Origin of the sequence: Paraburkholderia aspalathi, from assembly GCF_905220735.1 — a bacterium.
GTDB lineage: Bacteria > Pseudomonadota > Gammaproteobacteria > Burkholderiales > Burkholderiaceae > Paraburkholderia > Paraburkholderia aspalathi.
Window position 1 is genome coordinate 422,855 of record NZ_CAJNBA010000005.1, and the last position, 26,033, is coordinate 448,887.

Here is a 26,033-nt window from a genome sequence, read left to right on the forward strand (position 1 = left end):
ATCAAAAAGAACCAGGCACGGCAGCGAGGCTTGCAAGCGGGATTACTGTGCGACGACGTAACCCCGCGCTTGCATGCACGCGCCATAAGCGGCCCAATACTGTGTCATTGGCGGTTCAGGCGCCGGCAGCGGCGGCAGCTTTACGCCGGATGCCGCGGCCGTCTGTGCCGCGCTGGCTGCTGCCGTCTCCGAGGCGCCGTTATCCGCGCTGGTTGCCGATGCCGGCGTGGCCGCCGTCGTCGTCGTTGCTGTTGCCGTGGTCGAGCTTGCTGACTTGGTCGCTGCAGCGGTCGTTGCCGTGCTCACGCCGGCCCCGCTTGCGGCAGGCGCGGTTGCGGCTGCGGGCATGCTTGCGCCAGGCGGGGTCGCCGAAAAACTGCTTTGTGGCAAGGGTGGCCGCGACGGGGCACCCGTCGACGACGTTTTGGTTGCCGCAGGTTTGCGCGGTGGAAGCTGCGATTCGTGCGCGATGTTGATCTTCGTCTGCTTGTTGGCAGTGGCGTAGCACATCGCGGTGTCGATGCTGCGCTGATAAGCGCTTTGACTTCGGATGGGGTAGACGAGCGGCTGCCATGCGAAAGCAGCACTGCTAAACACCCATAGTGTCAATGCCGTATATGTTCTGATTCCCATCGCAGTCGCTCCCGCAGCGATGTTTCGCCGTTCGCCGGCAATCGCGCTTCGCGGTATGTTCTCGTAGCTGCTGATTTTGCCGCTGAACGGCGGCTCACTTCCGCGAAGGCTGCTTTCTTGAGGGTAGCACCGGGGAACGTCGGCGCAAGACGTCGTATAGCGCGCGAAAACGCCATCCTGCAGTCGAATCACGACACTCCAGCGTGAAAGGGCGGCAAACGCGGCGAAAAGCCAGGGGAATTCCCTGGACGCCGCGTGCCGCCACGCTGACTGAAAGACCAGATTGTCAGATCGCCTTTCTCACCGGTTGGAAGTCCGCCTGGTCAGTTGCGTTGCGATATTCGGCCAGCCATTTTTCGTGTTTCGTCGCGGCGGCCAATACGTTGCGCTCCTTGACGTGACCGAAACCGCGAATCTCGTCAGGGAGATTGGCAAGCCGCATCGCGACGTCCAGACGGCTGTTGTCCAGCGTGCGACAGAACTCGTCGATCAACGCGATGTACTGGTCGATCAGGGCGCGTTCACCGCGCCGCTCGGCGGTCTTGCCGAACACGTCGAACGCACTGCCGCGCAGGAATTTGAGCTTCGCGAGCACGCGGAACATCGGGAGGGTCCATTGCCCGAAGCGTTGCTTTTTCAGGTGACCGTGTTCGTCGCGTTTCGCCAGCAGGGGCGGTGCGAGGTAAAAGCCGAGCTTGTAGTCGCGGCCAGGTTCGCCTTCGAACTGTGCCCGCAGTTTGTCGAAGTACGCCGGGTCGGCATAGAGACGTGCAACCTCGTATTCGTCCTTGTAGGTCATCAGCTTGGCCAGATTGCGCGCGACCACTGGCGTGAGGCGTAGCTTCGAGCCCGCGGCGAGCGCGGTTTCTTTGGCTCGCATCTGTTCGATTACCGCGCGATAGCGCGCGGCATACTGCTCATTCTGATAGAGGCCCAGCAGTTCGACGTTACGCTCGATGAGCCGCTCAAGCGACTCCGGCATCTGCACAACGATTGCCTGTTGCTGATTGGCGCGCGGCGCGAATGCATCGGCCGCTGCTTCGCCGTTCTGTGCGACAAAGCGGCCCCATTCGAACGCGAGGCGATTCTTGTCGACCGCGACGGCATTCAGTTCGATCGCACGGTCGAGGCTTTCGTAGCTGACCGGCAGCCAGCCGCGTTGCCATGCGAAACCTAGCAGTAGCGGATTGGCGTATAGCGTGTCGCCAAGCAATGCGAGCGCGAGGCGATTGGCGTCGATGAAATCGCAGTCCTCGCCGATGCTGTCGCGCAGGTCGCCCTGGATCTGGTCGCCGGGAAAGGCCCACTGCGGATCGCGCACGAATTGCGCGGTCGGCGTTGCGCCGCTGTTGATCGCGGCCTTGGTGACACCGCGTTGCGTGCGTGCCAGGACTTCGGCGGACGCCGATACGATCGCGTCGCAGCCCAGAATCAGACGCGCTTCGCCGGTCGCGATACGGGTTGCGTGCAACTCGTCCGGCGTTGCTGCGATCTGCACGTGGCTCAGTACAGCGCCGCCTTTTTGCGCGAGGCCCGCCATGTCGAGCACGCTCACGCCTTTGTTCTCGAGATGCGCGGCCATGCCGAGCAGGCCGCCGATCGTCACGACACCGGTACCTCCGACACCCGTGACGAGCACGCCATAGGGTTTGGCAAGGCCGGCGATCGCCGGGCGCGGTAGCGCGCTGAAGTCGGGAAGCGCGGAGCCACGATCTGCCTTCGCCGGCTTCTTCAACTGCGCGCCTTCAGCGGTAACGAAGCTCGGGCAAAAGCCGTTCACGCACGAGAAGTCTTTGTTGCACGACGACTGATTGATCTTGCGCTTGGTGCCTTGCGGCGTTTGCAGTGGCTCGACAGACAGGCAATTCGATTTCACCGAGCAATCGCCACAGCCTTCACAGACGGCGTCGTTAATGAACGCCCGCTTGGCCGGATCCGGGTAGGTGCCGCGCTTACGGCGCCGGCGCTTTTCGGTCGCGCAGGTCTGGTCGTAGATCAGGATCGTGGTGCCCGCGACCTCACGCAACTCGCGTTGCAGACGATCGAGTTCGTCGCGGTGATACACCTTCACGCCTTCCGGCAAGCGCACGCCCGTAGCGTATTTTTCGGGTTGGTCGGTGACGACGAGCACCTGCTTCGCACCTTCGGTCGTCACCTGGAACGCGATCTGCGGCACGGTCAGCACGCCGTCGATGGGCTGGCCGCCGGTCATCGCGACCGCATCGTTATAAAGAATCTTGTAGGTGATATTGGCACCGGCCGCGATCGAGGCGCGGATTGCCAGCAAACCCGAGTGAAAGTAAGTACCGTCGCCCAGGTTCGCGAACACGTGACGTTCGTTGGTGAAATGCATCTGGCCCGTCCACGCCACCCCTTCGCCGCCCATCTGGCTGAAGGTCTCCGTGTTGCGGTCCATCCAGATGGTCATGTAATGGCAGCCGATTCCGGCGAGCGCGCGTGAGCCTTCGGGGACGCGCGTCGATGTATTGTGCGGGCAGCCCGAGCAGAACCACGGCTGCCGTTCAGTGACAGTGCGCGGCGTGGCTGCGTCGCGTTCCTTCGCTTCGATGATGGCGATGCGTGCTTCGATGCGGGCGCGTACGTCCGCAGGCAAATCGGCTTTCGCAAGACGCCGCGCGATCGCCTTCGCGATCAGCGCCGGCGACAGTTCATATTGCATCGGCAACAGCGCCTGGCCGCGCGGGACCGACCACTCGCCGCCTGCGTCGTCGCGTTGATCGAACTTGCCGAATACTTTCGGGCGCACGTCGTCGCGCCAGTTGTAAAGCTCTTCCTTCAGCGCATATTCGAGGATCTGGCGTTTCTCTTCGACCACCAGAATCTCGTCGAGTCCTGTAGCAAAATCGCGTGCGTTCTGCGCATCGAGCGGCCATACGCAACCGACCTTGAGCACGCGAATGCCGATCCGTGCGCAGGTGTCGTCGTCGAGCGACAAGTCCGCCAGCGCCTGACGCACGTCGAGGTACGCTTTGCCCGCGGTCATGATGCCCAGACGCGGCGTTGGGCTGTCGATCACCACGCGGTTCAGTTTGTTCGCGCGCACATAGGCGAGCGCTGCATACCACTTGTGGTTGAGCAGACGCGCTTCCTGTGCGAGCGGCGGATCGGGCCAGCGGATGTTCAAGCCGCCTTCGGGCATGTCGAAGTCATCCGGCAACACGATCTGCAAACGGTCCGGATCGATGTCGATCGACGCGCTGGCTTCGACGACGTCCGTCACGCATTTCATCGCAACCCACAGACCGGAATAGCGGCTCATGGCCCAGCCGTGCAGGCCATAGTCGAGATACTCCTGCACGCTCGCCGGATAGAGCACCGGAATGCCGCTCGCGACGAACATGTGCTCGGACTGGTGCGCAACGGTCGACGACTTCGCCGCGTGGTCGTCGCCCGCCAGCACCAGCACGCCGCCATGCGGATCGGTGCCTGCCGAGTTGGCGTGCTTGAAGACGTCGCCGGTGCGATCGACGCCCGGTCCCTTGCCGTACCACATGCCGAATACGCCATCGACTTTCGCGTCGGGCCACAGATTGAGTTGCTGCGTGCCCCACACCGCGGTGGCGGCGAGATCCTCGTTAACCCCTGGCTGGAACACGACGTCGTGTTCCTTCAGATGCTTCTTCGCTTTCCACAGTGCCTGGTCGAATGCGCCGAGCGGCGAGCCGCGATAGCCCGATACGTAACCCGCCGTGTTCAGTCCCGCGCGACGATCCCGTTCTTTCTGCAGCATCGGCAAGCGCACCAGCGCCTGGGTACCGCTCATGTAAACGCGGCCTTTCTCAAGCGTGTACTTATCGTCGAGTGAAACGGTGGCGAGGGCGTCGTGCAGCGGGGGCGATAGGGGGGCGTTCATGGGGCGGCGTCTCCGGAAGCTTTATTGTCCTGGCGAGTATAGGAAGCCGAATTCCCATCGTAAAATCACAAATACCGAACCCTGCTATGCGAAAAACACATGTCAAAAGACGTCACATTGCGGCAGATGCGTTATTTCGTTGCGGCCGCGCAAAACGGGCAGTTTTCGATGGCGGCGGCGACTGAGCACGTGTCGCAATCCGCGATTACCAATGCGGTACTTGCGCTGGAGGAGACGCTGGGAACCCGGCTCTTTGAACGCCTTCCGCAAGGTGTCGCGCTGACGCCGGATGGGCAGGACTTTCTCAATCACGCGCGTCACATCCTCGATTCGGTACGCGACGCGATCTACAAGGCGCCGTTTCGTTCGCACGACCTTAAGGGCACGGTGCGTATTGCTGCCTCGTACACCTTGCTCGGTTATTTCCTGCCGGAACTGTTGGGGCGGTTTCGTGCGACTTACCCACACGTCGAGCTGGATCTGCGCGACGCCGATCGTCCCGAAATCGAGCAGGCCATACTCGATGGCGACATCGATCTGGGCGTGGCGTTGCTATCGAATGTGGATCATCTCAAGCGGTTTCAGCATCACGTGCTGATCCGTTCACGGCGTCAGTTGTGGACCGCGCCGACGCATCCGCTGGCACAGGTGAACTCGCCGTCGCTCGCGGACATTGCGGCGTATCCGTATATCCTCATCACCGTCGACGAGAGCGAACGAGCGACGCTGCGTTACTGGAAAGAAAACGGCGTCGAGCCGAATATCGCGTTTCGCACGAGTTCAATGGAGGCGTTGCGCGGACTGGTGGCGCATGGCTTCGGTGTGACGATACTCTCGGACATGGTGTTTCGGCCATGGTCGCTGGAAGGGAAGCGGATCGATGCCCGGCCGATTCTCAACGCGATCCCGCAGATGGACGCGGGGATGTTGTGGCGCAAGGGTGCAACGCTCGATGCGCCAGCGTTGGCGTTCCAGCAGTTCCTGATTCATGCGTGCGGCAGCTAAGCCGGCGCTTATCCGTTTTTCGCATACCACTTCAGTTTTCCGACGCCGCCCGCGTAGTCCCGCTTGCAACCGCAAGACGACATGGGACACGGCCAGATAAGCAATTTTGCATTCCTGATCCGGACCCCAGTCGCGGCGGGGCAAACCCCATTGCAACTATTTTTTTCCCGTGAAACACTGCGCTTCATCTGCTGTGTCGGACATCAGTCCGGTATATCGGACGATCGAATATTGGCGTGCATGCCGCGAAGGGCTCGCTAAGCGCCGCTTCCGTCCACGCACGGACTTCTCACACCAGATCGGGACTGAAAAATGAAATTTGTCAGGGAAAGCGCAAAGTTCACTTGTTTGTTCGCCTTAGCCGGTCTGTTGGTGCTCGCCGGCTGCACGAAAGTCGCCCCGCCGGAACAGGGGGCTGCGGTTGATTCGACGCTGAAGCAGGTACTGCAACGCGGCACACTGCGGGTAGGCGACTGCTTGACCTTTGCCCCGTTCGGTTTCTACAACAAGGACGGCCAACCCGATGGTTACGACGTCGACCTGGCGAAAGAACTGGCGAAGCAGATGGGCGTCAAGCTCGAAGTCGTGAACACGACGAGCGCGAACCGCATTCCGAATCTGCAAACCAGCAAGGTTGACGTGGTGTTCTGCAACTTCACCCGCAACCTCGAGCGAGCGAAGGAAATTGCATTCACGAATCCCTACGTGGTCGCGAGTGAGGCGCTGCTGGTCAAGAAGAGCAGCGGCATCAAATCCATCAATGACATGTCGAATCGCACGATTGCAACCGTCAAGGGCTCGACGAATGGCGACGAAGTGCGCTCGCTGAACATGCAGGTCAAGATCCAGGAGTTCGACAGCTCGCAGGCTGCAATCCTCGCCGTCAAGCAGGGTCAGGCCGACGCGATGATCGAGGACAACAACTTTCTCGCTTACCAGGCATCGCTCGATCCGGAGCTGACTGTCACCAATGAAGCACTGGTTCCGCTCGAATACAACGCGTTCGGTGTGAAGTCCGGAGATCAGGTCTGGCTCAACTACCTGAACCTGTTCCTGTTCAACATCAACGCATCGAAGCAGAACGCGCAGCTATACAAGAAGTGGTTTGGCGCCGAGCCGCGCTTTCCGCTGAATCCGCAGTACTGAAACCCCGCTAGCGCCGCACTGCTCGACCGACGGAGGAGCCATGAGCTATGAATGGGTGACCCTTGCGGGTTATTGGAGCGATTTCGTTCGCGCAGCGTGGCTGACACTCCAGATCACGCTGCTGGCCTTCCTCCTCGCGATGCTGCTCGGCTTGCTCACCGCTCTCGCGAGCGCATCGCGCGTCGGGCTGCTGCGAGCGATCGCGCGGGTGTATATCGAAGCGATCCGCAATACGCCGGTCCTGCTGCAGATCTTCATCGTGTTCTTCGGGTTGCCGTCGCTTGGCATCACCCTCAATGCGTATACGGCCGGCGTGATCGCGTTAGGGGTGAATGTCGGCGCATATCTGGCGGAAGTGTTTCGTGCGGGTATCCAGTCGGTACCGCGCGGTCAGCTTGAAGCGGCGTCGATTCTCGGTCTGGAACGTTCGCAGATTTTCGTCGAGGTGGTTCTGCCGCAGGCGGCGCGCGCCGTCTATCCGGCGATCGTCAACAACCTGATTCAGTTACTGCTCGGCACGTCGCTTCTTTCGGCGATCGCGCTACCCGAGTTGAGCGGAACGGCGACGGTGATCAACGCACGCACGCTGCTCTATATCCAGACTTTCTCTATCACCCTGATTGCCTACCTGTTCCTGAGCAACCTGCTGTCATGGGTGGCGAGCCAGATCGGCGTGCGTGTCTTTCATCCGCCGCTCGTCATGAAGAAACGCACGCGCCGGTGGTTCCTTGTCGCACGACAGGCCGATCGCACCTGAGCACCCAACCGGAGACCGGCCATGTCGCAAGAATTGTTAATGACCAGCCTGGCGATCCTGTTTCAGGGACTGCTGGCGACACTGCTTCTGTCCGCAGCGTCAATCGTTGGTGGAACGCTGATCGGACTGCTGGCGGCGGTATTACGCTCATTCGGGCCGTGGGGTACGCCGCGCATCGCCAGGCTCTATACCGAGCTGTTTCGCGGTACGCCGGTGCTGATCACGCTGATGTTTATTTACTTCGGCGTTTCGTACTTCGGCTACGCGATCGATGTGTTCGCAGCGGGTGTGGTGGGCTTGAGCATCTATCAGGGTGCCTATATTTCCGAAGTGTTCCGCTCAGGCATTGAAGCAGTACCGAAAGGCCAGTGGGAGGTGTCGCAGATCCTCGGGCTTAGCAAGATCCAGGCGTTCTTTTCCGTGATCTTGCCGCAGACCGGAAAGATCGTGATTCCGCCGCTCGTCGGCCAGTATTTGTCGCTTATCAAGGACACGTCGATCGTCAGCATGATCGGTATGTCGGAACTGATGCATGGTGGTCAGGCTATCGTCGACCGGGTGGGCAAACCGGTGGAAATCTATGGACTCGTTGCCGTGCTTTATTTCATTGTGTGCTTTCCACTGTCGCAGTGGGTGCGGCACCATGACCGAAGAAGGAGCCTGCTGTCATGACCAGCGTCACTACGTCGAAGCCCATCATCAATCTCACTGGCGTCAGCAAGTCATTCGGCGCTACACAGGTCCTGAAGGAGATCAACCTTGATGTGCGGCCGGGCGAAGTACTCGTGCTGATCGGGGCGTCGGGCTCCGGAAAGAGCACGGTGCTGCGCATCATGAGCGGTCTGGAGACGGCCGATGCGGGCGAAGTCTGGGTCAACGAAGTGCCGCTGCACGATGCGCGCCGGGCGAAGGAAATTCGGGGGCATGTCGGCATGGTGTTCCAGCAATTCAATCTGTTTCCGCACAAGAGTGCGCTGGGTAACGTGACGCTTGCCCTGATCAAGGCACGCAAGATGAGCGCCGCAGACGCACGCAAACGTGCGATGGATGCGCTCGACCGCGTGGGACTTGCCGATCGAGCCGAGCACTACCCGAGTCAGCTCTCCGGTGGCCAACAGCAGCGTGTCGCGATCGCCAGAGCGTTGGCCGTCGAGCCGGGCATCATGTTCTTCGACGAAGCCACGTCCGCTCTCGATCCGGAACTCGTCGGCGAAGTGACCGAAGTCATGCGCGGATTGGCGCGCGACGGGATGACCATGGTCGTCGTCACACACGAGATGGGCTTCGCGCGCAAGACCGCCGACCGCGTCGTGTTTATGGACAAAGGCGTCATCGCGGAGCAGGGCGCCCCGGAGCAGATTTTCGTGAACCCGCAGAACGAACGTACGCGACAGTTCCTGCATCGTGTGCTCGACCATTGAGCACCCGTGAAGGGCGTCAGGCGTCTTCGTGCTGCGTGATGGCAAGGCGTCGCCCTTTACGCGCTAAACTCGCGTCACACAAAAGATAAACTGCGATCACTATCGCCGACGGAGTTGAAGGAATGTCTGCATCGGAATCATCGAGGGCCAGGGGGGTGGACCGCGTCATCGGCATTCTCAAGCAGTTGCATATCGCGCGGCGTCCGATGACGATGCGCGAGTTGATTGAAGCGACCGGCGCGCCACGCTCGAGCATCTACGAATTAGTCACCATGCTGACTGAAGCCGGATGGCTCGAGACGAGTGTCGACGGGAGCGTGTTTTTTGGCCGCGAGATGCATTACTACGGCTCCGACTATGCCGTCCATAACGACCTGATCAGTCGCGCCCACCAGGCGATCCTCGCGCTCGTCCGAACGCACGACGAAACCGCGCAGTTGTGCATGCTCGAAGGCAACAAGTACACCGTGGTTCTATCGGAGAACAGCTCGCGACCATTCAACATCAGTTCCGACATCGGCGTGAAGGTGCCGATTCCGTGGACCGCATCGGGCCGCCTGCTGCTCGCCCATATGCGGGCGGAGGAAATTCGCAGCTTGATCCCAGACGAAGACTTTATCCTCGACAACGGCAGACGCGTTGAATTTCAGGACTTTCTTTGCGATGTCCAACGCGCCGCTGATCAGGGCTACTGTTGCACCGAGGGTCTGTCCCATACTTTTCGACTCTGCATGGCGGCACCCATACGCGATCGCACCGGTCTCCCTGTTGCAGCGCTCTGCTTCATGACAAGCCGCGATACCGATCCGGAGAAGCGGGCGATGATGCTGGAAGACCTCATCAGATCGGCGAAGGCGTTGTCGCAACCTTATACCCGCTTGTAAATGCCGAGTGGTCTGCTCGCGGTCGGAAGGGGTGAGGGAAGGGTGGGAAGTTTTGGAAATGAAGTTACCCGTTTCGGCTATTTACTTCCCGGAACTCGGACATTAAATTTGCGGCCGTCTGGATGACTTTTCTTTTGTTGTAATCCACGCAGGTCCAGACCTTAGCTATGCGAAGTTGCATAGCTTTTTTTTTGCCTGCGAGAAAGATGCGGAAAGGGAAAGATGCAGAAAGTTCCCATTCCTAATTTTTGGTCGTGTTTACCCAACACTATTTTCAATCACGTTTTACCGCCAGTTATTCTGCGCTCCGCAGGCTCATCAACACAAACTTAAGGACGCAGATGAAGAAGACCACACTGGCAACTCTTTCGCTGGTAATGCTTGGCGCAACCGGCGTAGCTCACGCACAAAACAGCGTCACGCTGTACGGCATCATTGATACCGGCCTGACCTACGTTTCGAACGACGGCGGCAGCAAGTCGATCAGCATGTCGTCGGGTAACGAGTCGGGTAGCCGCTGGGGCCTGAAAGGCTCAGAAGACCTCGGTGGTGGCCTGAAAACAATCTTCCAGGTGGAGAACGGCTTTAATTCGACGAACGGCAAGCTCGGCCAGGGTAGCCGCATGTTCGGTCGCCAGGCGTTCGTTGGCCTGAGCAGCGACAAGTGGGGTACGCTCACGGCCGGACGTCAATACGATCCGCTGGTTGATCTGGTGCAGCCGGTGCAGGGCGATGGCTTCCTCGGTGGCGTATTCATCTCGCCGGGCGACATCGACAACGCCGACAACAGCGCGCGGGTCAATAACTCGCTCAAGTACACGTCGCCGACCTGGTCCGGCTTCCAGTTCGAAACCATGTACTCGCTGGGTGGGGTGGCTGGTGCAACGGGCTCGGGTCAGAGCTACGCAGCCGCAGCGGCATACAGCAATGGTCCCGTCAACCTGGCCGCAGGTTACTATCACCTGAGCAACGGCAACGGCACGAACCGCGGTACGACGACGTGGGATTCGCTGTTCAACACATCGGTCAACGCGGCGTACTCCACTGCGGCGTCGATCAACAATGCCCGTATCGGCGGCAACTACGTGTTCGGCTCGGTGACCCTGGGCGGCTACTTCAGCCATGCCGAATACACTGCAGACGCCAGCTCGACATTCACGCAGACGGAAAAGTACAACACGGGTTCGGTGTACGCCGTGTGGCAGGTATCGGCACCGCTGCAGACCGAGATTGGCTACGTGTACATGAAGTCGAGCGGCAATTCGTCGGCAAAGTACAACCAGTTCGCTGTTGCAGCGGACTACTCGCTTAGCAAGCGTACGGATGTCTACGCATTTGCTGGCTACACGACCGCATCGGGAACGCAAGACTCGTCGGGCACGGCCGCTGTTGCTGTTATCGGCTCGGCAACCGGCGACTCGGGTTCCAACAAGCAGGCTACTGTAACTGTTGGCATTCGCCACAAGTTCTAATCGATAGATGCACTAAAGAAAGCCCGCGTGATGCGGGCTTTTTTTGTTTGCTCGACGGAACTCTCGACAAAGTTAAAGCGGCGCATTAGTCCTGAGCGGCCGCATGGGTAGCGTCGGCCTGTACCAATGCGCGCACGAGCAGGTACACGGCTGGCAAGTTGTCGTCGTCACGTCGCCAGTCGACGGGTTCGTCGAGATCCATTCCGGACAAACGACTGTCCTCAAACCGGATAAACGTAGAGCGCACTGCCTCGCTGTGCCGCGCCTGGAAGCCCCGATTCTCAAAGACCTGTTCGTCGATTGTCAGCAACGTGCGCCAGGTCGGCAATTGCGCGCTGCTTGAGTAACGGCGACGGCCACTGTCGAGGTGACGACCTGCGACCGTGGCAATGATCTGCTGGAGGTCGAGCGACGCACTGCGAAGTGCGCGTTCGAGAGCGACAGGATTGATGTCTTGGACATCCATATCAAGAGCGGAGTCGTTATTCATACTGTTATTTTCCTGAGGACTCGCTGCAATTCGCAGCATCAAATTTGATGCTTCAACAACGCCTGGTTTCGCTGTGCCAACAACTGGCGGATCTGGGCAAGATAGTTATCGCCGACCGTACAGTCTTCAACGGGCCGGATATGTTGATGAGGCGTTGGTGGACGTACGCCGAGGTAGCGGCACACCGCTGACAGATAGGGTTTGCCGTTGCTTCCCAGATGTCGCGCGGCGGCAGCCACGCGTACGTCTCCGACATGCTTGCGCAACCACGCAAGCGTTTCGCGATCACCGTCGTTCAAGATGCGGATGAGCTGGTTCATGACCGATCCTGTATGTAAACACAGTACTGTAAATCTATACAGTATTTGATCGGGATGCAAGTCAATTTGCAGGTCTACTCCATTAGCCGAACGGCCATCGTGTCCGAGTTGGAGCGAGATATTTCGATTGCCGGCGGGTCAAGGGATTTCCCTGGTCCAGGGATTACGCACATATTTCGCGTACGTAGCTGAGGAATAGCCGTCCGGAAGCGCGCAGCGCGCAACCTGATGGCGGCGAGTGCGCACGGATAACCTGCTGTATTTAAAGGTGATCCTTCAGGCATCTTCAGTTTTCGCTGCGGTGCAAGGTTCAGGCGTGAGCGAATGTCGACATCGTCAACTGTCAAAGCGACATCCCTTCTTGAATTTGTCACCACCCGTCCATATAATTAGCACTCGCTGCACGAGAGTGCTAACAACATCGCCGGTTGGCTCAGCCAGCCGGGTTTTCTCAGCGTTCTTCAGTCTCAATCAAGAGAGGAGTATGTATGAACCTTCGTCCTTTGCATGATCGCGTGATCGTCAAACGTCTGGATCAAGAAACCAAGACCGCGTCGGGCATCGTGATCCCCGAAGCCGCAGCAGAAAAGCCGGATCAAGGCGAAATTCTGGCAGTCGGCCCGGGCAAGCGTGACGACAAAGGCGCACAAATCGCCCTCGACGTGAAAGTTGGTGACCGCGTCCTGTTCGGCAAGTATGCGGGCCAGACCGTCAAGGTCGACGGCAACGAACTGCTCGTGATGCGCGAAGAAGACATCATGGCCGTGGTGCAGAAGTAAGCGCCAGTCGCTACTTTTCCCGGTCATATCCCAAAGAATTCAAGGAGTTAGAAGATGGCAGCTAAAGACGTCGTATTCGGTGATTCCGCCCGTGCCAAGATGGTTGAAGGCGTGAACATCCTCGCGAACGCTGTGAAGGTCACGCTGGGCCCGAAGGGTCGCAACGTTGTCCTGGAACGCAGCTTCGGCGGCCCGACGGTCACGAAGGATGGTGTTTCGGTCGCGAAAGAGATCGAACTGAAAGACAAGCTCCAGAACATGGGCGCACAAATGGTCAAGGAAGTTGCTTCCAAGACCAGCGACAACGCAGGTGACGGCACCACGACCGCAACGGTTCTGGCTCAGTCGATCGTCCGCGAAGGCATGAAGTACGTTGCATCGGGCATGAACCCGATGGACCTGAAGCGCGGTATCGACAAGGCTGTGTTCGCAGCGATCGAAGAACTGCGCAAGATCAGCAAGCCGTGCACGACCAACAAGGAAATCGCTCAAGTCGGTTCGATCTCGGCAAACAGCGACTCGTCGATCGGCGACCGTATCGCTGAAGCGATGGACAAGGTTGGCAAGGAAGGCGTCATCACCGTTGAAGACGGCAAGTCGTTGCAAGACGAACTGGACGTTGTCGAAGGTATGCAATTCGACCGCGGCTACCTGTCGCCGTACTTCATCAACAACCCGGACAAGCAAGTTGCAGTGCTCGAAAACCCGTTCGTGCTGCTGCACGACAAGAAGGTTTCGAACATTCGTGACCTCCTCCCGGTCCTCGAGCAAGTCGCTAAGGCTGGCCGTCCGCTGCTGATCATCGCAGAAGACGTCGAAGGCGAAGCGCTGGCTACGCTGGTTGTGAACAACATCCGCGGCATCCTGAAGACTGTTGCTGTCAAGGCTCCGGGCTTCGGCGATCGTCGTAAGGCCATGCTGGAAGACATCGCGATCCTGACCGGCGGTCAAGTCATCGCTGAAGAAACCGGCCTGACGCTCGAAAAGGCAACGCTGGCTGAACTGGGTCAAGCGAAGCGCATCGAAGTGGGCAAGGAAAACACGACGATCATCGACGGCGCTGGCGAAGCTGCAACCATCGAAGCACGTGTGAAGCAAGTTCGCACGCAAATCGAAGAAGCTACGTCGGACTACGACCGTGAAAAGCTGCAAGAACGCGTGGCCAAGCTGGCCGGCGGTGTTGCAGTGATCAAGGTCGGTGCTGCGACCGAAGTCGAAATGAAGGAAAAGAAGGCACGTGTCGAAGACGCACTGCACGCAACGCGCGCAGCTGTGGAAGAAGGCATCGTTGCTGGCGGCGGCGTCGCACTGATCCGTGCACGTACGGCAATCGCTGGCCTGAAGGGCGCTAACGCCGATCAGGACGCAGGTATCAAGATCGTGCTGCGCGCGATGGAAGAGCCGCTGCGCCAGATCGTCACGAACGGTGGCGAAGAAGCCAGCGTCGTGGTGGCAGCTGTTGCTGCTGGTACGGGCAACTACGGCTACAACGCTGCAACCGGCGAGTACGTCGACCTGGTTGACGCAGGTGTCGTGGACCCGACGAAGGTGACGCGCACGGCGCTGCAAAACGCAGCTTCGGTCGCTGGCCTGCTGTTGACCACCGACGCAGCTGTTTGCGAACTGCCGAAGGAAGATGCTCCGATGGGCGGCGGTATGCCCGGCGGCATGGGCGGCATGGGCATGGACATGTAATTTCCGATTGAGCCTCACTTGGGCCTCGTTTGAGGCTCAGTTGGAAACACATGGGGAGGTGCGTCGCGAGGCGTACTTCCCAAAACAAAAAACCCGCAGAAATGCGGGTTTTTTGTTTTGGGGCTGACGATAAGCCGGTTCGATATGACTAGCGCTCCATGCAATCGGTGTTCATCAGGCAGTTGTCGCGCAAGTAGCTGAATATATGCGCTACGCTCTCGGCCGGCGTCAACATGGCCGTATCTATCTTCAACTCAGGATCAGCCGGGACTTCATAGGGTGCCGATACGCCGGTAAACGACGCAATCTCGCCGGCGCGGGCTTTGGCATAGAGACCTTTCGGGTCACGACGGGCGCAAGCGTCGACCGAGGCGGAAAGATAAGTCTCGATGAAATTGCCGGGCCCAACGATTTCGCGCGCCATCGCTCTGTCTTCACACATGGGTGAGATAAGCGCCGCGATAACGATGAGGCCTGCGTCGTTCATCAACTGGGCCACGTGCGCCACCCGGCGAATATTTTCACGCCGGTCTTTCTTATCAAAGCCGAGATCGGACGCCAAACCATGGCGGACATTGTCCCCGTCGAGGACGTAGCATGCATGGCCTAGCGATGCGAGTTGCTGCTCAAGTGCGAAAGCGATTGTTGATTTACCCGCCCCGGATAGCCCCGTCAGCCAGATCGTGACCGGCTTGTGGCGGAACATTTGCATCCGGTCGCGGGCAGTCACTTCACCATGGAAGCGTTGCAGAAAAGGCAGGGGCTGTCCCATTGTTTTCTCTCGACTCAGGCGGCGCAGTGCCAACCTTGCCGCCAGACGCCTGCGTTGTGCAGGCGCTCCAGCGAATTTTCGATCGTGACGTGAAAACCGTCGGACACGCCCGCAGGCAGAGGAATTGAAAATCCAGCGTGGGAGCTTGGGTATCCCGCGCCAGCAACGTCGGGCCGATACTCACCACTCGAACCTCTCGCGACGACCTCCGTACCAACGCGGACTTCGAGCGGAACTCTTTCTTCCGGCCGGGTGAGATTGACGGCCCAGCCCGAAATCACGCCGTTATGGACGGCGTCGACAAAACCGTCGTACATGTCGGCGGTAGTGTGCGGTTGGCTCTGCGCGAACTCTATGTATTCCTTGATGGGAGTGAGATCAAACTGGTTGATCACGCTCACCACTTTCGAGAGGAATTTTTCGTCAAAACCGAAAACGATCGAACTGTGCGCGTACGGATTTTCGAGCTGATTGATCGCCTGCTGAATGGTGCGTACCGATTCCAGGGCTTTTGAAAATGCGTCGCCTGCTTGGAGGGCATGTTGCGCTATCGCCTGGTTGACGTCCTGAAATATCTCGTAATCGAAACGATTCTCTTCAGCAAACGTTTGCCTTGCTGTTTCACTCACATGAGTTCTGTTTTTCGGCGAGCCACTCGTTTTGTTGGTTTCGAAAAAAAAGGGCAATTCGAGCCCGGTCTTTCCGCAGAGCCGAAGTAAAAACTCGCTCATGTCCTCGCAGACGCCGGTTGCCGCGAAATGTTGGAGAACATGGGTCCGTGCGACTTCGAGGCTGCTTTCGTCAACCACGGAATGACCGCTCAACATCTGGGTAAACAGGTTTTTTCCCGCGAGTGATTCGCTGACCCATTCGTCGAGCGAGATGGTGCCGCGCCGAACCAGGGCCTCGGTTGCCGACACGCTGGCGCCTCGCACAACGTCGCCGTTCTTGCCGTTGGCTGCGTACCAGTAGTGCGATATCTGACGTGCAAGTGGATCGCGCAGAATCGTGCAATACGTTAGCGCGCTCTTCAGGTTCCTGTGCATGCCATAGGGTTGATGGCCTCCGCCAATCCTCGTGGTCATCAATTTGGCGTGACTGCTTTCCCAGCCTTCTCGATCCCATTCGAAGTTCACGAACTGATCTTTGCCTTTATTCAGATCAAAAAATGAGATAACAGTTGATCCGCCGCTCTTAGGCGGATGGATGAAAAAAATTGGTGAGGCCATGGGGGCTTATGACAGATTTACGAAATAGAAAGCTTAGCTCGGAGATAAAACCGGTGCTGTAACGTTTAATTACAAGTTAAAACGCATGTTGGCGTTGTGAAAGGAGCGGTAGTTCCGTTGGGTTTCGCGAGGAAGTCGAGCTCAGCCATGTGCTGAGGCGAGGCCTGAGGAAGAGATCACGGACAGGGCGTGTCCGCTGGCGCGGAGCTTTCCCCATCGAACATCGGCTAAGACGGGGAAAGGCGCGTTGGGGGCAAGCGGCCGAGAGGCGTGCTTCCCAAAAACAAAAAACCCGCAGCAATGCGGGTTCTTTACCGGGGCTGTCGGGCCGCCGCTGAAGTGGAAACGCTCGCCAAGCGCCTGCCGCTTGCGCAGCAGACGCTTCGAGCCGTCAAATCAATGCCGTGCTTCGCCCGGTGCCGCGTCCTTGCCGGTTGCCGGCGGCGTGTCGTCGTCGCTGCTGCGGGCCCAGAAAAAGCGATCCGGCAGATAGGCGCCCATTCCCGGCCGAAACGCGTTGCGCATCGCCTGATACAGATACTCCTGCGCCTCGCGCACGGCCTCCGCCGGCTCCTGGCCGTTGGCCAGCAAGGCGGCAATCGCGGCGCCGAGTGTGTCGGTAATGCCCATGATCCGATGGGCGCCACGGTCCCACATATCCTGGCGCAGTTGGCCGTCTTCGCTGAACAGCGTATTAACGAGCCGGTGCGTGCCGGTTTCCGTCGACAGAATGTATTCGCAGCCTTGCGACAGCAGATGCGAGATTGCCGCGTCGAGGCTCGGCGCCTCGGCGTCGCCATCTGGCTGGGCGAGGGCGAGCAGCGTGGCCGAATCGGCGACCAGCAGGGTGGTTTGCGGGGCCAGCAGGTCGGCGATCGCTTCGCGCAGTTCGTCGGCGGCGAGCACGTGTTCGTCGTCGAGCGTGAAATCGGGGGCGAGGATCAGCGGGATGTCGTCGTAATCGGCGACCACCTCGGCAATTGCGCTGACCACTTCCGCGCGTGTGCAGGCGCCGACCTTGAAGGCGGCGATCGGCATGTCTTCGAGCAGCATCCGGGCCTGGGTCGCAACCACTTCAGGATCGAGCCCGGTAACTTCATCGCAGCTTGCCGAGTCGCGCACGGTATAGCCCGTGAGTACGGAGACGCCATGGCAGCCCATGCTGGCAAGGGTCATCAGGTCTGCTTGCAGGCCGGAGCCCCCGGTGGGATCGGAAAGGCCGAAGGTGAGGACGATCGGAGGCGTATCGCTGGGCATGAAGATTTACAAAAAGGAGCTGTATTTAGGCGCAGACGGTGCGCAATCGGCTCAATTATGCGGCCTAAACTGTCATGAGGGCGTTTTTTCGCATTCTTCGGCGGGTTGCCGCAAGCGAGCAGCACGTAAGCGGCAACCAGGCGCGACCCCACGCGCAAGCGCCGGCCAAACCGACGCAACCCTCTAGCCAAAGGCCGCCGCACACCGATTGCGCGTTTCTGATTGCTAGGCATTGGGGCGGCAACACGGTACCATCATGGCTCCCGTTTCCACGGACTCTACGACGCGACACAAGAATGGAATATCAAAGCTGGATGTGCCTGATTTGCGGCTGGATTTACGACGAAGAAGCCGGTTTGCCGGAGGAAGGCATTGCGCCGGGCACGCGCTGGGAGGACGTTCCCATTAACTGGACCTGCCCGGAATGCGGCGCGCGCAAGGAAGACTTCGAGATGGTCCAGATCTGAGGTCCGAGGGGCAAACGGCGGTCTCCAGCTGAGCGCCATGCCGTGTGGTTGCGGCGCGGCGTTTTGCAGGCGGCGTCGGCCGGATCGAATGCGGTCCACGCGCTCGGAGCGCAGCCCCAACGCGGCGGCGCGGAACATCCCCGGTTGCACCGTGTCGCAGCGGTAATCTGTCATTGTCCTGTCGCCAGTTCGCGCGTTAGCCGATCAGTCTCTCGTGCAGCGCCGAAGCGGCGGCCCGTCAGCTTCCTGTCGCCTGCCCATGACTCTTCGATCCGCTGCACCCGATTCCTTCGATGCATTGCCCAATCCGCGCGGCGGCGCTGTCCGACCTGCGGAGCTGGCGCTGGCAGAGGCGTTGCTGGCGTTCGAACAACATAGAGAGAGCACCACGGCGCTGCTGCGTGCGTCACATGCGTTGCGCGAGGCCGGCTGGCTGAGCGCGCAGCGCTTCGCGGATGCGCTGGTGCGGCTCTCGCCTCTGGCCGAGGGTGATCCGGCTGACGCAGACAGCGCGCGGCCCGTGTTCGGCGCCGCATTGCACGATTTCCGCGCGGCGCTCGAGCGCCACAATCTGCGCGAACTGTCCTGTTCATCCACGCTGTTCCATCACTATCACGCGCTGTGTGCTCATCTGTCGGAGCACACGCCGGGTTCGACCGTTGCATTCGAAGATCTCGCGCTGAACGCGCGTCCGGTGCCGCCGGTGTCGCTGCATACCCAGTCCGCGGATCAACTCGCCCATTTGCGGGCGCGCTACGAGCGCGCGCTGTTGCCGGTGTTGCGCTCGCAGCCGGATAGCAGTGGTGCTGCGCTGGCGTTCACGAACGCGGCGCTCGACGAACTGGACGCCGTCTTTACCGAACTCGCCGGCCCGGACCCCTACGATTTCTGGCGCCTCGCCAAAGCTTGTGCCAAGGCGCTGCGCGTCAGCGGCCGCGCCACTGGCGATGCCGACGCGCGGCGTTTCTATGCGCGCTGCAATCTCACGCTGGCCGACCATGCGCACGGCATCGAGCGCGCGCCGCGTTCGCTGGTGCGCGCAACGCTGGCGCTGCTGTGGCGCGATTACGCGCTGTTCGGCGCTGCAGCGGAAGACGCCGATCAGGTCGAAGTGCTGCACGACTATGGCTTGACGGTCGATTGGCACGTCGCGGGCACCCAGGCATCCGAAATGCTTTGGGAAGCGGGCGCCGTACAGGCGCAGGCGGTCAGCGCGACCCGCAGCACGCTGACGCGCGAGCTGGGCGTGTTGGCCGTCAACGCGCATGCGTATGAAGATTTCCTGCAAACGGCCGATGCCTCGATTTCGGCGCTGACCGAGCACGCCCGCGCGGCGGACCAGCCCGAGAAAGCCGATCCAAGCGAAGCGTTGCAGGCGGGCGACGCCGCCTACCGGCTCGGCGCCGCCGCGTGCGCGCTGGGCCTCGGCCATGTGGCGCTGGTTGCCGATGCGCTCGGGCTCGCCTGGCGCCGCCGCGCGCACGCCGGCGTATCGACGCCGGCGGTGCGCTCCCATGTCATCGTCGGTGCACCAGCGGCGAGCACGCTCGAGCAGGCCGCCGAGGCGTTGCGTGCGATGCTGCACAAAGTCGCTGCGGGCGTCGCGCCGACAGGCAGCAACGCTGCGCTGGCCGCATTGACGCGTTCGATCGAGCAGGGCGGCGCCTGAACGGCTGGCTGCGGTATCAATCAGCAGCACGCCCTGCGCACCGGCATACATCCTCAGCTATCAACAGCGAGGCGCAATGTTCGAACCCGGAGGCACGCGATATGCGTGTCGTAAACACCGCTGAGCGCACCATGGACAAGGTCTGCGTGCGTGATAGAGTGCAACTTGATTCGCCGTCGATGGCTCGCGGCGCACTTCATCGCGCACATCGCGGTCACGCGCTCAAAGCCCGCCATCCCGCACCGTCTTTGCTAAAATCCGAACTATGTCCAAGAGTACCGATCGCATCAATCTGACCAACCAGTTCCTGATCGCCATGCCGAGCATGGCCGATCCCACGTTTTCAGGAACGGTGGTCTACCTTTGCGATCACAGTGAGCGCGGCGCGCTCGGCCTCGTGATCAACCGGCCGACCGATATCGACCTTGAAGCGCTCTTCAGTCGCATCGATCTCAAGCTCGAGATCGAACCCCTTCTCCATGTGCCCGTGTATTTCGGCGGCCCGGTGCAAACCGAGCGCGGCTTCGTGCTGCACGATCCGAAAGACGGCAATGCGTATACGTCGTCCATGTCGGTGCCGGGCGGGCTCGAGATGACCACGTCGAAAGACGTGCTCGAAGCCGTTGCGAGTGGCACCGGTCCGGAGCGCTTTCTGCTTACGCTCGGCCATGCCGGCTGGGGCGCGGGTCAGCTCGAAGAAGAGATTTCGAAGAACGGCTGGCTCACGGTTGAAGCCGACCCGAAAATCGTCTTCGACGTGCCCGCCGAAGAGCGTCTGGAAGCCGCGCTCGCGCTACTCGGCATTTCACTGTCGATGCTGTCGGGCGAAGCAGGTCACGCATGAGTCTGGCAGCCGGACGTGAAGCGACGCTGCTTGCGTTCGACTACGGTGAAAAGCGGATCGGCGTGGCGGTGGGCAATTCGCTCACCCGCAGCGCACGGGCGCTTGTGATCGTGCAGAACCGCAGCCGCGAATACCGTTTCGAGGCGATCGGCAAGCTGATCAGCGAGTGGAAGCCGGACGCGCTGGTGGTCGGTTTGCCCATGCACCCGGACGGCACGCCGCATGAAATGACCCAACTCGCGAAGCGCTTCGGCAATCAGCTGAATGGCCGCTTCAATCTGCCGGTGACATGGATCGACGAGCGCTATTCGTCGGTTGAGGCGAAGGCGGAAATCCGCGCCGGCAACGGCCGCGCCGACATGCTCGACGCCGAAGCCGCCAGCATCATCCTCCAGCAATATCTAGACGGACTTTCCGACGATCATGAGTTCCATTGACGCCGAAGCGCTTTATCGCGCCGTGCTCGAACAGGTTCGCGCGGCGTATGGCGACGCCTTCAGCGCTGCCGATGGCCCCGTGCTGGCCGGCATCTACAGCGGCGGCGCGTGGCTCGCCGAGCGCCTCGCGCGCGATCTGAAAGCGCCGAGCTTCGGCGTGGTGAATGTCGCGCTGCATCGCGACGACTATGCGAAAAAAGGCCTGCACTCGCAGGCAAGCCCGACCTCGCTGCCATTCTCCGTGGACAAGCGCCGCATCGTGCTGGTGGACGATGTGCTGTACACCGGCCGCACGATTCGCGCGGCGTTGAATGAGCTGTACGACTACGGCCGTCCGGCATCGGTCGAACTGGCGGTGCTCGCCGATCGCGGCGGACGTGAGTTGCCCGTGGCGGCACGTTTTGTCGGCGGCGTGGTGGACGTGCCGGCCGATGCGACGCTCGTGCTTGCCCGCGAAGCAGGCGGCGCCGATGGCACTCAGCGTTTCACCTTTCACACCGAAGCACGCGTCGATTGAACGCAGCTTTGCGCATTGAGCAAGGCGTCGACGCCGAACACGTTGAAGCCCGTATTTGAAGCAGGTACTCCATGAACACCGCCACCCAGGCCTCGCAGAATTCCACCGACAGCGCCACCGAGCGCTTCCGTTATGGCTTCCTGAAGGGCAATCCGCAGCTCACGAAGAACGGCGAGCTCAAACATTTGTTGTCGATCGAAGGTTTGCCGAAGGCGATCGTCAATCACATTCTCGATACCGCCGACCAGTTCGTCAGCGTGACCGATCGTGAAGTGAAGAAAGTGCCGCTGTTGCGCGGCAAGTCGGTGTTCAACCTGTTCTTCGAGAACTCGACGCGCACCCGCACGACCTTCGAAATTGCCGCGACGCGTTTGTCGGCCGACGTGCTGAATCTGAACATCAATGCTTCCTCGACGAGCAAGGGTGAGTCGCTGCTCGACACGATCAACAACCTCTCGGCGATGCATGCCGATATGTTCGTTGTGCGTCATGCATCGAGCGGTGCACCGTACCTGATCGCCCAGCACTGCGCGCCGCACGTGCACGTGATCAATGCCGGCGACGGCCGTCACGCACACCCCACCCAGGGTCTGCTCGACATGTACACGATCCGCCACTACAAGAAGGACTTCACGAATCTGCGCGTGGCGATCGTCGGCGACATTCTGCATTCGCGGGTCGCGCGCTCGGACATTCATGCGCTGACCACGCTCGGCGTGCCGGAAGTGCGCGCGATCGGTCCGCGCACGTTGCTGCCGGGCGGTCTCGAGCAAATGGGGGTGCGCGTGTTCCACAACCTGGACGAAGGCCTGAAAGACGTCGACGTGATCATCATGCTGCGTCTGCAAAACGAGCGGATGAGCGGCGCGCTGCTGCCGTCGGCGCAGGAGTACTTCAAGAGCTGGGGTTTGACGCCGGAGCGCCTCGCGCTCGCCAAACCCGATGCGATCGTGATGCACCCGGGGCCGATGAATCGTGGCGTCGAAATCGATTCGCAGGTGGCCGACGGTCCGCAATCGGTGATTCTGAACCAGGTGACGTTCGGCATCGCAGTGCGCATGGCGGTGATGGGAATCGTCGCGGGCAATCACGATTGATCTCGCCACGGCTCACACACGCACACGCACACGCACACGCGACAAGACACGCAGAACTTAGCTGAACGCTTGGCTAAACATTAAGGCAGCGCATGAAGATTCATATTCAAGGCGGCACGCTGATCGATCCGGCAGCGGGCACCGAACAGCAGCAGGACATTTTTATCGAAGCAGGCAAGATCGTCGCCATCGGCAACGCGCCTGCTGATTTCACCGCAACGAAGACGATCGACGCCAAAGGCCTGCATATCGCGCCGGGCCTCGTCGACCTGTCCGCGCGCTTGCGCGAACCGGGCTATGAACACAAGGCGACGCTCGAATCCGAAATGGCCGCGGCGCTCGCAGGCGGCGTGACGAGTCTCGTGTGTCCGCCGGACACCGATCCGACGCTCGACGAACCGGGCCTCGTCGAGATGCTCAAGTTCCGCGCGCGCAATCTGGACCAGGCGCATGTGTATCCGCTCGGCGCGTTGACCGTTGGGCTGAAAGGCCAGGTCATCACCGAGATGGTCGAGCTGACCGAAGCGGGCTGTATTGGTTTTTCGCAGGCCGATGTGCCGGTGGTCGACACGCAGGTGTTGATGCGTGCGTTGCAGTACGCAAAGACTTACGGCTACACGGTATGGCTGCGTCCGGTCGATGCGTATCTAGGCAAGGGCGGTGTGGCCGCGAGCGGTGCGCTGGCATCGCGGCTCGGGCTGTCGGGTGTGCCGGTGTCGGCAGAGACGATCGCGCTGCACACGATCTTCGAACTGGTCCGCGTGACGGGAGCACGAGTGCATCTGTCGCATGTGTCGTCGGCGGCGGGCATCGAATTGATGCGCGCGGCCAAGGCCGAGGGCTTGCCGGTGTCGTGCGACGTCACCGTGAATCACGTGCATCTGATCGACGTCGACATCGGCTACTTCGACGCGCAATTCCGCCTCGATCCGCCGCTGCGCCAGCAGCGCGATCGCGAAGCGATCCGCGCGGGCCTCGTCGACGGTACGATCGACGCGATCTGCTCCGACCACACGCCGGTCGACGACGACGAAAAGCTGCTGCCGTTCGCCGAAGCCACGCCGGGCGCAACGGGCCTGGAGCTGTTCCTGTCGCTAACAGTCAAATGGGCCGACGAAGCGGGCGTGCCGTTGGCCAAGGCGCTGAACCGCATCACCACGGCGCCGGCCGACGTGCTGAAGCTGGAGGCGGCTGGCCGCATCGCCGTGGGCGCCGTCGCCGATCTCTGCGTGTTCGACCGCAACGCGTATTGGCGCGTCGAGCCGCGTGCATTGAAGAGTCAGGGGCACAACACGCCGTTCCTCGGCTACGAATTGCCGGCGCGCGTGCAGGCGACGATCGTGTCCGGTCACGTTGCGTTCGAACAGCGCTAATATTCGCGGCATTGCCCAGTTACGGAAAGCTCCGACAATGAAGCTCGCGTTACGCAAGGCCCGTCTCGTCGCCCATCTGCTGCATGGCATGTGGATCGTTGCGACGCGCTTTTCCAAGGTCGGTGCGGAGGGGCGGCAGACGCTCAACCGCGAATGGTCACTGAAAATGCTGCGTCTATGCGGCATGCGGCTCGTCGTGCATAACGACAGCGCGCGGCTCGACCGCGGCGCGCTGGTGGTTGCCAATCACATCTCGTGGATCGACATCTACGTGATCAATGCGTGGCGGCCCACGCCGTTTGTCTCGAAGGCCGAGATCCGGCAGTGGCCGGTAGTCGGCTGGCTGGCGCAGCAACTGGACACGGTGTTCATCCAGCGCGAGAAGCGCAGCGACGCGAAGCGGATCATGCACGAACTGTCCGACCGCCTGAGCGCGGGCGAGCTGATGTGTGTGTTTCCTGAAGGGACCACAACGAACGGTCTGGCGCTACTGCCGTTTCACGCGAATATGTTCCAGGCCGCCGTGTCGGCCTCGGTGCCGGTGCAGCCCCTGTGCATCATGTACGAAGATGCGCAGGGCCGGCAATCCACCGCGCCCGCGTATATCGACGATCTGACGCTGGCCGATTCGCTGAACATGCTGTTGAGCGGCGGCCCGTTGACCGCGCACGTGTATGTCGGCGCGCCGCTTGCACCAGGTGCGGATCGGCGCACGCTGGCGGCGGAGGCGGAAGGGGTGATTGCTGCGGCGCTGCGGGAGATGCAGGGCGGCATGACGAGGTCGGGTGCTGCGATCGCGGCGTCGATTTCATCGCCTGGTGTCTCTGACGCCTCCGACACGTCTCCGGCAATGATCGAGCCGGTCGATCAATCCGGCCGGTCGGCTTAGCAGCGCAGCTTAATTACCGCCGCCTGCTACGCGGCAAGTCTCGCAGTCGACCTGCGTGAGCGTACGCTCCGCGGGATTCTGCGCAAGGCGTACGGCCGAGAGTTTCTCACCCCACACGCAGCCGGAATCCAGCCCGATCAGGTTGTCGCGCAAGGTCAAACCGAGCGCGGCCCAATGGCCAAACACCACGGTGATGTCCGCGGTCTTGCGCGACGGCACGTCGAACCACGGCATGCTGCCCGGCGGCGCCGAATTCAGGCCAGCGCTGCTGCTGAAATCCATCACGCCTTCGGCAGTGCAGAAGCGGATGCGCGTCAATGCGCTGCACGTCACGCGCAACCGCTCGATCCCCTTGATGCCGGGCGTCCAGCGATTCGGCTCGTTGCCATAGAGCCCCGCGAGCGTTTCCTTCCAGTTCGGTGCACGCAGTGCTCGCTGCAATTCATCGGCGAGTTCCATCGTCATGGTGGCATCCCATTGCGGCAGCACGCCCGCATGCACCATCAGCATGCCGTTATCGAAATGCGCGATCGGACGGTGGCGGACCCAGTCGAGCAGATCGGCGGCATCCGGTGCGGCGAGGATGTCGTCGATCGTGTCGCCTTTCTTCGATTTGCGAATCCCCGCCGACACCGACAGCAGATGCAGGTCATGGTTACCCAGCACCGGCACCGCCTGATCTCCCAACGCGATGATGTCGCGCAGCGTGGCAAGCGATTCGGAGCCGCGGTTGATCAGGTCGCCCGCGAACCATAGCGGCGTGCCTTCGGGCGGCGCGGCCTTGGCCAGCAGTTGCTGGAACGGCGTGCGGCAGCCTTGCAGGTCGCCGAAAGCGAGCGGTAGCGGGTGCGCCTCTGAAACGGCAGCGGATCCGGCACCAAACGCAGCAGGAGAAGCGACGGTGGAAGCGGTGGAGGATGTCATCGGAAAGTCGGTGCAGTTCGATACACGCGGTTACGAACAAGGCGTGCCGCGTTGGGCGGTGCAGCAAATTAGCGTGACATAA

Annotated in this window: 25 protein-coding genes; 17 read left to right on the forward strand and 8 right to left on the reverse strand. The window is 60.8% G+C overall.

The features are described 5' to 3' along the window. Positions 1-42 precede the first annotated feature (42 nt). Together KHO30_RS28485 and KHO30_RS28490 are read right to left on the reverse strand one after the other, a co-directional pair. Positions 43-633: a hypothetical protein gene (locus tag KHO30_RS28485; protein ID WP_211702986.1), complete on the reverse strand. Its 591-nt coding sequence runs from the start codon at positions 631-633 to the stop codon at positions 43-45. A 286-nt stretch (positions 634-919) separates the two neighbouring features. Beyond that, positions 920-4,507 carry an indolepyruvate ferredoxin oxidoreductase family protein gene (locus KHO30_RS28490; protein WP_211702987.1) on the reverse strand — a complete coding sequence of 1,196 codons (3,588 nt, stop codon included), beginning with the start codon at positions 4,505-4,507 and terminating at the stop codon, positions 920-922. 99 nt (positions 4,508-4,606) lie between these two features. Here KHO30_RS28490 and KHO30_RS28495 point away from each other — a divergent pair, with 99 nt between their 5' ends. The 7 genes from KHO30_RS28495 to KHO30_RS28525 all read left to right on the forward strand — a co-directional run bounded on the left by KHO30_RS28495 (position 4,607) and on the right by KHO30_RS28525 (position 11,192). Then, a complete protein-coding gene (locus KHO30_RS28495; RefSeq protein WP_093636484.1) occupies positions 4,607-5,512 on the forward strand; it encodes a LysR family transcriptional regulator in 906 nt (301 codons plus the stop codon). 312 nt (positions 5,513-5,824) lie between these two features. Then, the gene (locus KHO30_RS28500; protein ID WP_093636480.1) at positions 5,825-6,658 is read left to right on the forward strand and encodes an ABC transporter substrate-binding protein; all 834 of its coding nucleotides are present in this window, start codon (positions 5,825-5,827) and stop codon (positions 6,656-6,658) included. A gap of 40 nt (positions 6,659-6,698) precedes the next feature. Further along, the gene (locus KHO30_RS28505; protein WP_201128526.1) at positions 6,699-7,415 is read left to right on the forward strand and encodes an amino acid ABC transporter permease; all 717 of its coding nucleotides are present in this window, start codon (positions 6,699-6,701) and stop codon (positions 7,413-7,415) included. A gap of 21 nt (positions 7,416-7,436) precedes the next feature. Further along, entirely contained in the window at positions 7,437-8,087 is a 651-nt protein-coding gene (locus KHO30_RS28510; protein WP_093636474.1) for an amino acid ABC transporter permease, read from the forward strand. Further along, a complete protein-coding gene (locus tag KHO30_RS28515; RefSeq protein WP_093636471.1) occupies positions 8,084-8,836 on the forward strand; it encodes an amino acid ABC transporter ATP-binding protein in 753 nt (250 codons plus the stop codon). The genes KHO30_RS28510 and KHO30_RS28515 overlap by 4 nt, the downstream gene beginning before the upstream one ends. Positions 8,837-8,958: 122 nt before the next feature. Then, complete coding sequence (locus KHO30_RS28520) at positions 8,959-9,720, forward strand: IclR family transcriptional regulator (protein WP_200622035.1); 762 nt, start codon at positions 8,959-8,961, stop codon at positions 9,718-9,720. A gap of 341 nt (positions 9,721-10,061) precedes the next feature. After that, positions 10,062-11,192 carry a porin gene (locus KHO30_RS28525; RefSeq protein WP_093636465.1) on the forward strand — a complete coding sequence of 377 codons (1,131 nt, stop codon included), beginning with the start codon at positions 10,062-10,064 and terminating at the stop codon, positions 11,190-11,192. A gap of 85 nt (positions 11,193-11,277) precedes the next feature. Here the strand turns inward: KHO30_RS28525 and KHO30_RS28530 are convergent, their stop codons facing one another. Next, a complete protein-coding gene (locus tag KHO30_RS28530; RefSeq protein WP_093636462.1) occupies positions 11,278-11,682 on the reverse strand; it encodes a DUF2471 domain-containing protein in 405 nt (134 codons plus the stop codon). Between the two features lie 38 nt (positions 11,683-11,720). After that, the gene (locus KHO30_RS28535) at positions 11,721-12,002 is read right to left on the reverse strand and encodes a CppA family protein (RefSeq protein ID WP_211702988.1); all 282 of its coding nucleotides are present in this window, start codon (positions 12,000-12,002) and stop codon (positions 11,721-11,723) included. Between the two features lie 488 nt (positions 12,003-12,490). Between KHO30_RS28535 and groES the strand changes: the two genes are divergently transcribed. Together groES and groL are read left to right on the forward strand one after the other, a co-directional pair. Then, the gene (groES, locus tag KHO30_RS28540) at positions 12,491-12,781 is read left to right on the forward strand and encodes a co-chaperone GroES (protein ID WP_007178996.1); all 291 of its coding nucleotides are present in this window, start codon (positions 12,491-12,493) and stop codon (positions 12,779-12,781) included. Positions 12,782-12,835: 54 nt separating this feature from the next. Then, positions 12,836-14,476 carry a chaperonin GroEL gene (gene groL, locus KHO30_RS28545; protein WP_054041672.1) on the forward strand — a complete coding sequence of 547 codons (1,641 nt, stop codon included), beginning with the start codon at positions 12,836-12,838 and terminating at the stop codon, positions 14,474-14,476. A 148-nt stretch (positions 14,477-14,624) separates the two neighbouring features. Here the strand turns inward: groL and cysC are convergent, their stop codons facing one another. The 3 genes from cysC to KHO30_RS28560 form a co-directional block, all read right to left on the reverse strand. After that, positions 14,625-15,248: an adenylyl-sulfate kinase gene (cysC, locus tag KHO30_RS28550; RefSeq protein ID WP_211702989.1), complete on the reverse strand. Its 624-nt coding sequence runs from the start codon at positions 15,246-15,248 to the stop codon at positions 14,625-14,627. A gap of 14 nt (positions 15,249-15,262) precedes the next feature. Further along, positions 15,263-16,477: a sulfotransferase family 2 domain-containing protein gene (locus KHO30_RS28555; protein ID WP_211702990.1), complete on the reverse strand. Its 1,215-nt coding sequence runs from the start codon at positions 16,475-16,477 to the stop codon at positions 15,263-15,265. Positions 16,478-16,873: 396 nt separating this feature from the next. Next, positions 16,874-17,734 carry a hydroxymethylpyrimidine/phosphomethylpyrimidine kinase gene (locus tag KHO30_RS28560; RefSeq protein ID WP_054041676.1) on the reverse strand — a complete coding sequence of 287 codons (861 nt, stop codon included), beginning with the start codon at positions 17,732-17,734 and terminating at the stop codon, positions 16,874-16,876. Between the two features lie 296 nt (positions 17,735-18,030). On the opposite strand from KHO30_RS28560, the gene KHO30_RS28565 reads away from it, so the two are divergent. The 8 genes from KHO30_RS28565 to KHO30_RS28600 all read left to right on the forward strand — a co-directional run bounded on the left by KHO30_RS28565 (position 18,031) and on the right by KHO30_RS28600 (position 25,027). After that, the gene (locus KHO30_RS28565; RefSeq protein ID WP_007178992.1) at positions 18,031-18,201 is read left to right on the forward strand and encodes a rubredoxin; all 171 of its coding nucleotides are present in this window, start codon (positions 18,031-18,033) and stop codon (positions 18,199-18,201) included. 259 nt (positions 18,202-18,460) lie between these two features. Continuing rightward, positions 18,461-19,870 (forward strand): FimL-related protein, encoded by a 1,410-nt coding sequence (locus tag KHO30_RS28570; RefSeq protein WP_211702991.1) that lies wholly within the window; start codon positions 18,461-18,463, stop codon positions 19,868-19,870. Between the two features lie 265 nt (positions 19,871-20,135). Next, positions 20,136-20,714, forward strand: a complete 579-nt coding sequence (locus KHO30_RS28575) for a YqgE/AlgH family protein (protein ID WP_054041678.1) — start codon at positions 20,136-20,138, stop codon at positions 20,712-20,714. Then, positions 20,711-21,151 (forward strand): Holliday junction resolvase RuvX, encoded by a 441-nt coding sequence (gene ruvX / locus KHO30_RS28580; RefSeq protein ID WP_093636449.1) that lies wholly within the window; start codon positions 20,711-20,713, stop codon positions 21,149-21,151. Before KHO30_RS28575 ends, ruvX begins: the two co-directional genes overlap by 4 nt. Next, on the forward strand, positions 21,138-21,668 hold the full coding sequence (pyrR, locus tag KHO30_RS28585; protein ID WP_211702992.1) for a bifunctional pyr operon transcriptional regulator/uracil phosphoribosyltransferase PyrR: 531 nt from the start codon (positions 21,138-21,140) through the stop codon (positions 21,666-21,668). The genes ruvX and pyrR overlap by 14 nt, the downstream gene beginning before the upstream one ends. Positions 21,669-21,739: 71 nt before the next feature. Beyond that, a complete protein-coding gene (locus tag KHO30_RS28590; protein WP_093636443.1) occupies positions 21,740-22,765 on the forward strand; it encodes an aspartate carbamoyltransferase catalytic subunit in 1,026 nt (341 codons plus the stop codon). A 92-nt stretch (positions 22,766-22,857) separates the two neighbouring features. After that, complete coding sequence (locus tag KHO30_RS28595) at positions 22,858-24,138, forward strand: dihydroorotase (RefSeq protein WP_211702993.1); 1,281 nt, start codon at positions 22,858-22,860, stop codon at positions 24,136-24,138. Positions 24,139-24,175: 37 nt separating this feature from the next. Continuing rightward, complete coding sequence (locus tag KHO30_RS28600; protein WP_211702994.1) at positions 24,176-25,027, forward strand: lysophospholipid acyltransferase family protein; 852 nt, start codon at positions 24,176-24,178, stop codon at positions 25,025-25,027. A gap of 9 nt (positions 25,028-25,036) precedes the next feature. Here the strand turns inward: KHO30_RS28600 and KHO30_RS28605 are convergent, their stop codons facing one another. Beyond that, positions 25,037-25,951 (reverse strand): symmetrical bis(5'-nucleosyl)-tetraphosphatase, encoded by a 915-nt coding sequence (locus KHO30_RS28605; RefSeq protein WP_211702995.1) that lies wholly within the window; start codon positions 25,949-25,951, stop codon positions 25,037-25,039. Positions 25,952-26,033 lie beyond the last annotated feature (82 nt).

Coding starts and splice junctions, on each gene's coding strand:
- KHO30_RS28485 (WP_211702986.1), bottom strand. CDS start 633: ATGGGAATCAGAACATATACGGCATTGACACTATGGGTGTTTAGCAGT.
- KHO30_RS28490 (WP_211702987.1), bottom strand. CDS start 4,507: ATGAACGCCCCCCTATCGCCCCCGCTGCACGACGCCCTCGCCACCGTT.
- KHO30_RS28495 (WP_093636484.1), top strand. CDS start 4,607: ATGTCAAAAGACGTCACATTGCGGCAGATGCGTTATTTCGTTGCGGCC.
- KHO30_RS28500 (WP_093636480.1), top strand. CDS start 5,825: ATGAAATTTGTCAGGGAAAGCGCAAAGTTCACTTGTTTGTTCGCCTTA.
- KHO30_RS28505 (WP_201128526.1), top strand. CDS start 6,699: ATGAGCTATGAATGGGTGACCCTTGCGGGTTATTGGAGCGATTTCGTT.
- KHO30_RS28510 (WP_093636474.1), top strand. CDS start 7,437: ATGTCGCAAGAATTGTTAATGACCAGCCTGGCGATCCTGTTTCAGGGA.
- KHO30_RS28515 (WP_093636471.1), top strand. CDS start 8,084: ATGACCAGCGTCACTACGTCGAAGCCCATCATCAATCTCACTGGCGTC.
- KHO30_RS28520 (WP_200622035.1), top strand. CDS start 8,959: ATGTCTGCATCGGAATCATCGAGGGCCAGGGGGGTGGACCGCGTCATC.
- KHO30_RS28525 (WP_093636465.1), top strand. CDS start 10,062: ATGAAGAAGACCACACTGGCAACTCTTTCGCTGGTAATGCTTGGCGCA.
- KHO30_RS28530 (WP_093636462.1), bottom strand. CDS start 11,682: ATGAATAACGACTCCGCTCTTGATATGGATGTCCAAGACATCAATCCT.
- KHO30_RS28535 (WP_211702988.1), bottom strand. CDS start 12,002: ATGAACCAGCTCATCCGCATCTTGAACGACGGTGATCGCGAAACGCTT.
- groES (WP_007178996.1), top strand. CDS start 12,491: ATGAACCTTCGTCCTTTGCATGATCGCGTGATCGTCAAACGTCTGGAT.
- groL (WP_054041672.1), top strand. CDS start 12,836: ATGGCAGCTAAAGACGTCGTATTCGGTGATTCCGCCCGTGCCAAGATG.
- cysC (WP_211702989.1), bottom strand. CDS start 15,248: ATGGGACAGCCCCTGCCTTTTCTGCAACGCTTCCATGGTGAAGTGACT.
- KHO30_RS28555 (WP_211702990.1), bottom strand. CDS start 16,477: ATGGCCTCACCAATTTTTTTCATCCATCCGCCTAAGAGCGGCGGATCA.
- KHO30_RS28560 (WP_054041676.1), bottom strand. CDS start 17,734: ATGCCCAGCGATACGCCTCCGATCGTCCTCACCTTCGGCCTTTCCGAT.
- KHO30_RS28565 (WP_007178992.1), top strand. CDS start 18,031: ATGGAATATCAAAGCTGGATGTGCCTGATTTGCGGCTGGATTTACGAC.
- KHO30_RS28570 (WP_211702991.1), top strand. CDS start 18,461: ATGACTCTTCGATCCGCTGCACCCGATTCCTTCGATGCATTGCCCAAT.
- KHO30_RS28575 (WP_054041678.1), top strand. CDS start 20,136: ATGTCCAAGAGTACCGATCGCATCAATCTGACCAACCAGTTCCTGATC.
- ruvX (WP_093636449.1), top strand. CDS start 20,711: ATGAGTCTGGCAGCCGGACGTGAAGCGACGCTGCTTGCGTTCGACTAC.
- pyrR (WP_211702992.1), top strand. CDS start 21,138: ATGAGTTCCATTGACGCCGAAGCGCTTTATCGCGCCGTGCTCGAACAG.
- KHO30_RS28590 (WP_093636443.1), top strand. CDS start 21,740: ATGAACACCGCCACCCAGGCCTCGCAGAATTCCACCGACAGCGCCACC.
- KHO30_RS28595 (WP_211702993.1), top strand. CDS start 22,858: ATGAAGATTCATATTCAAGGCGGCACGCTGATCGATCCGGCAGCGGGC.
- KHO30_RS28600 (WP_211702994.1), top strand. CDS start 24,176: ATGAAGCTCGCGTTACGCAAGGCCCGTCTCGTCGCCCATCTGCTGCAT.
- KHO30_RS28605 (WP_211702995.1), bottom strand. CDS start 25,951: ATGACATCCTCCACCGCTTCCACCGTCGCTTCTCCTGCTGCGTTTGGT.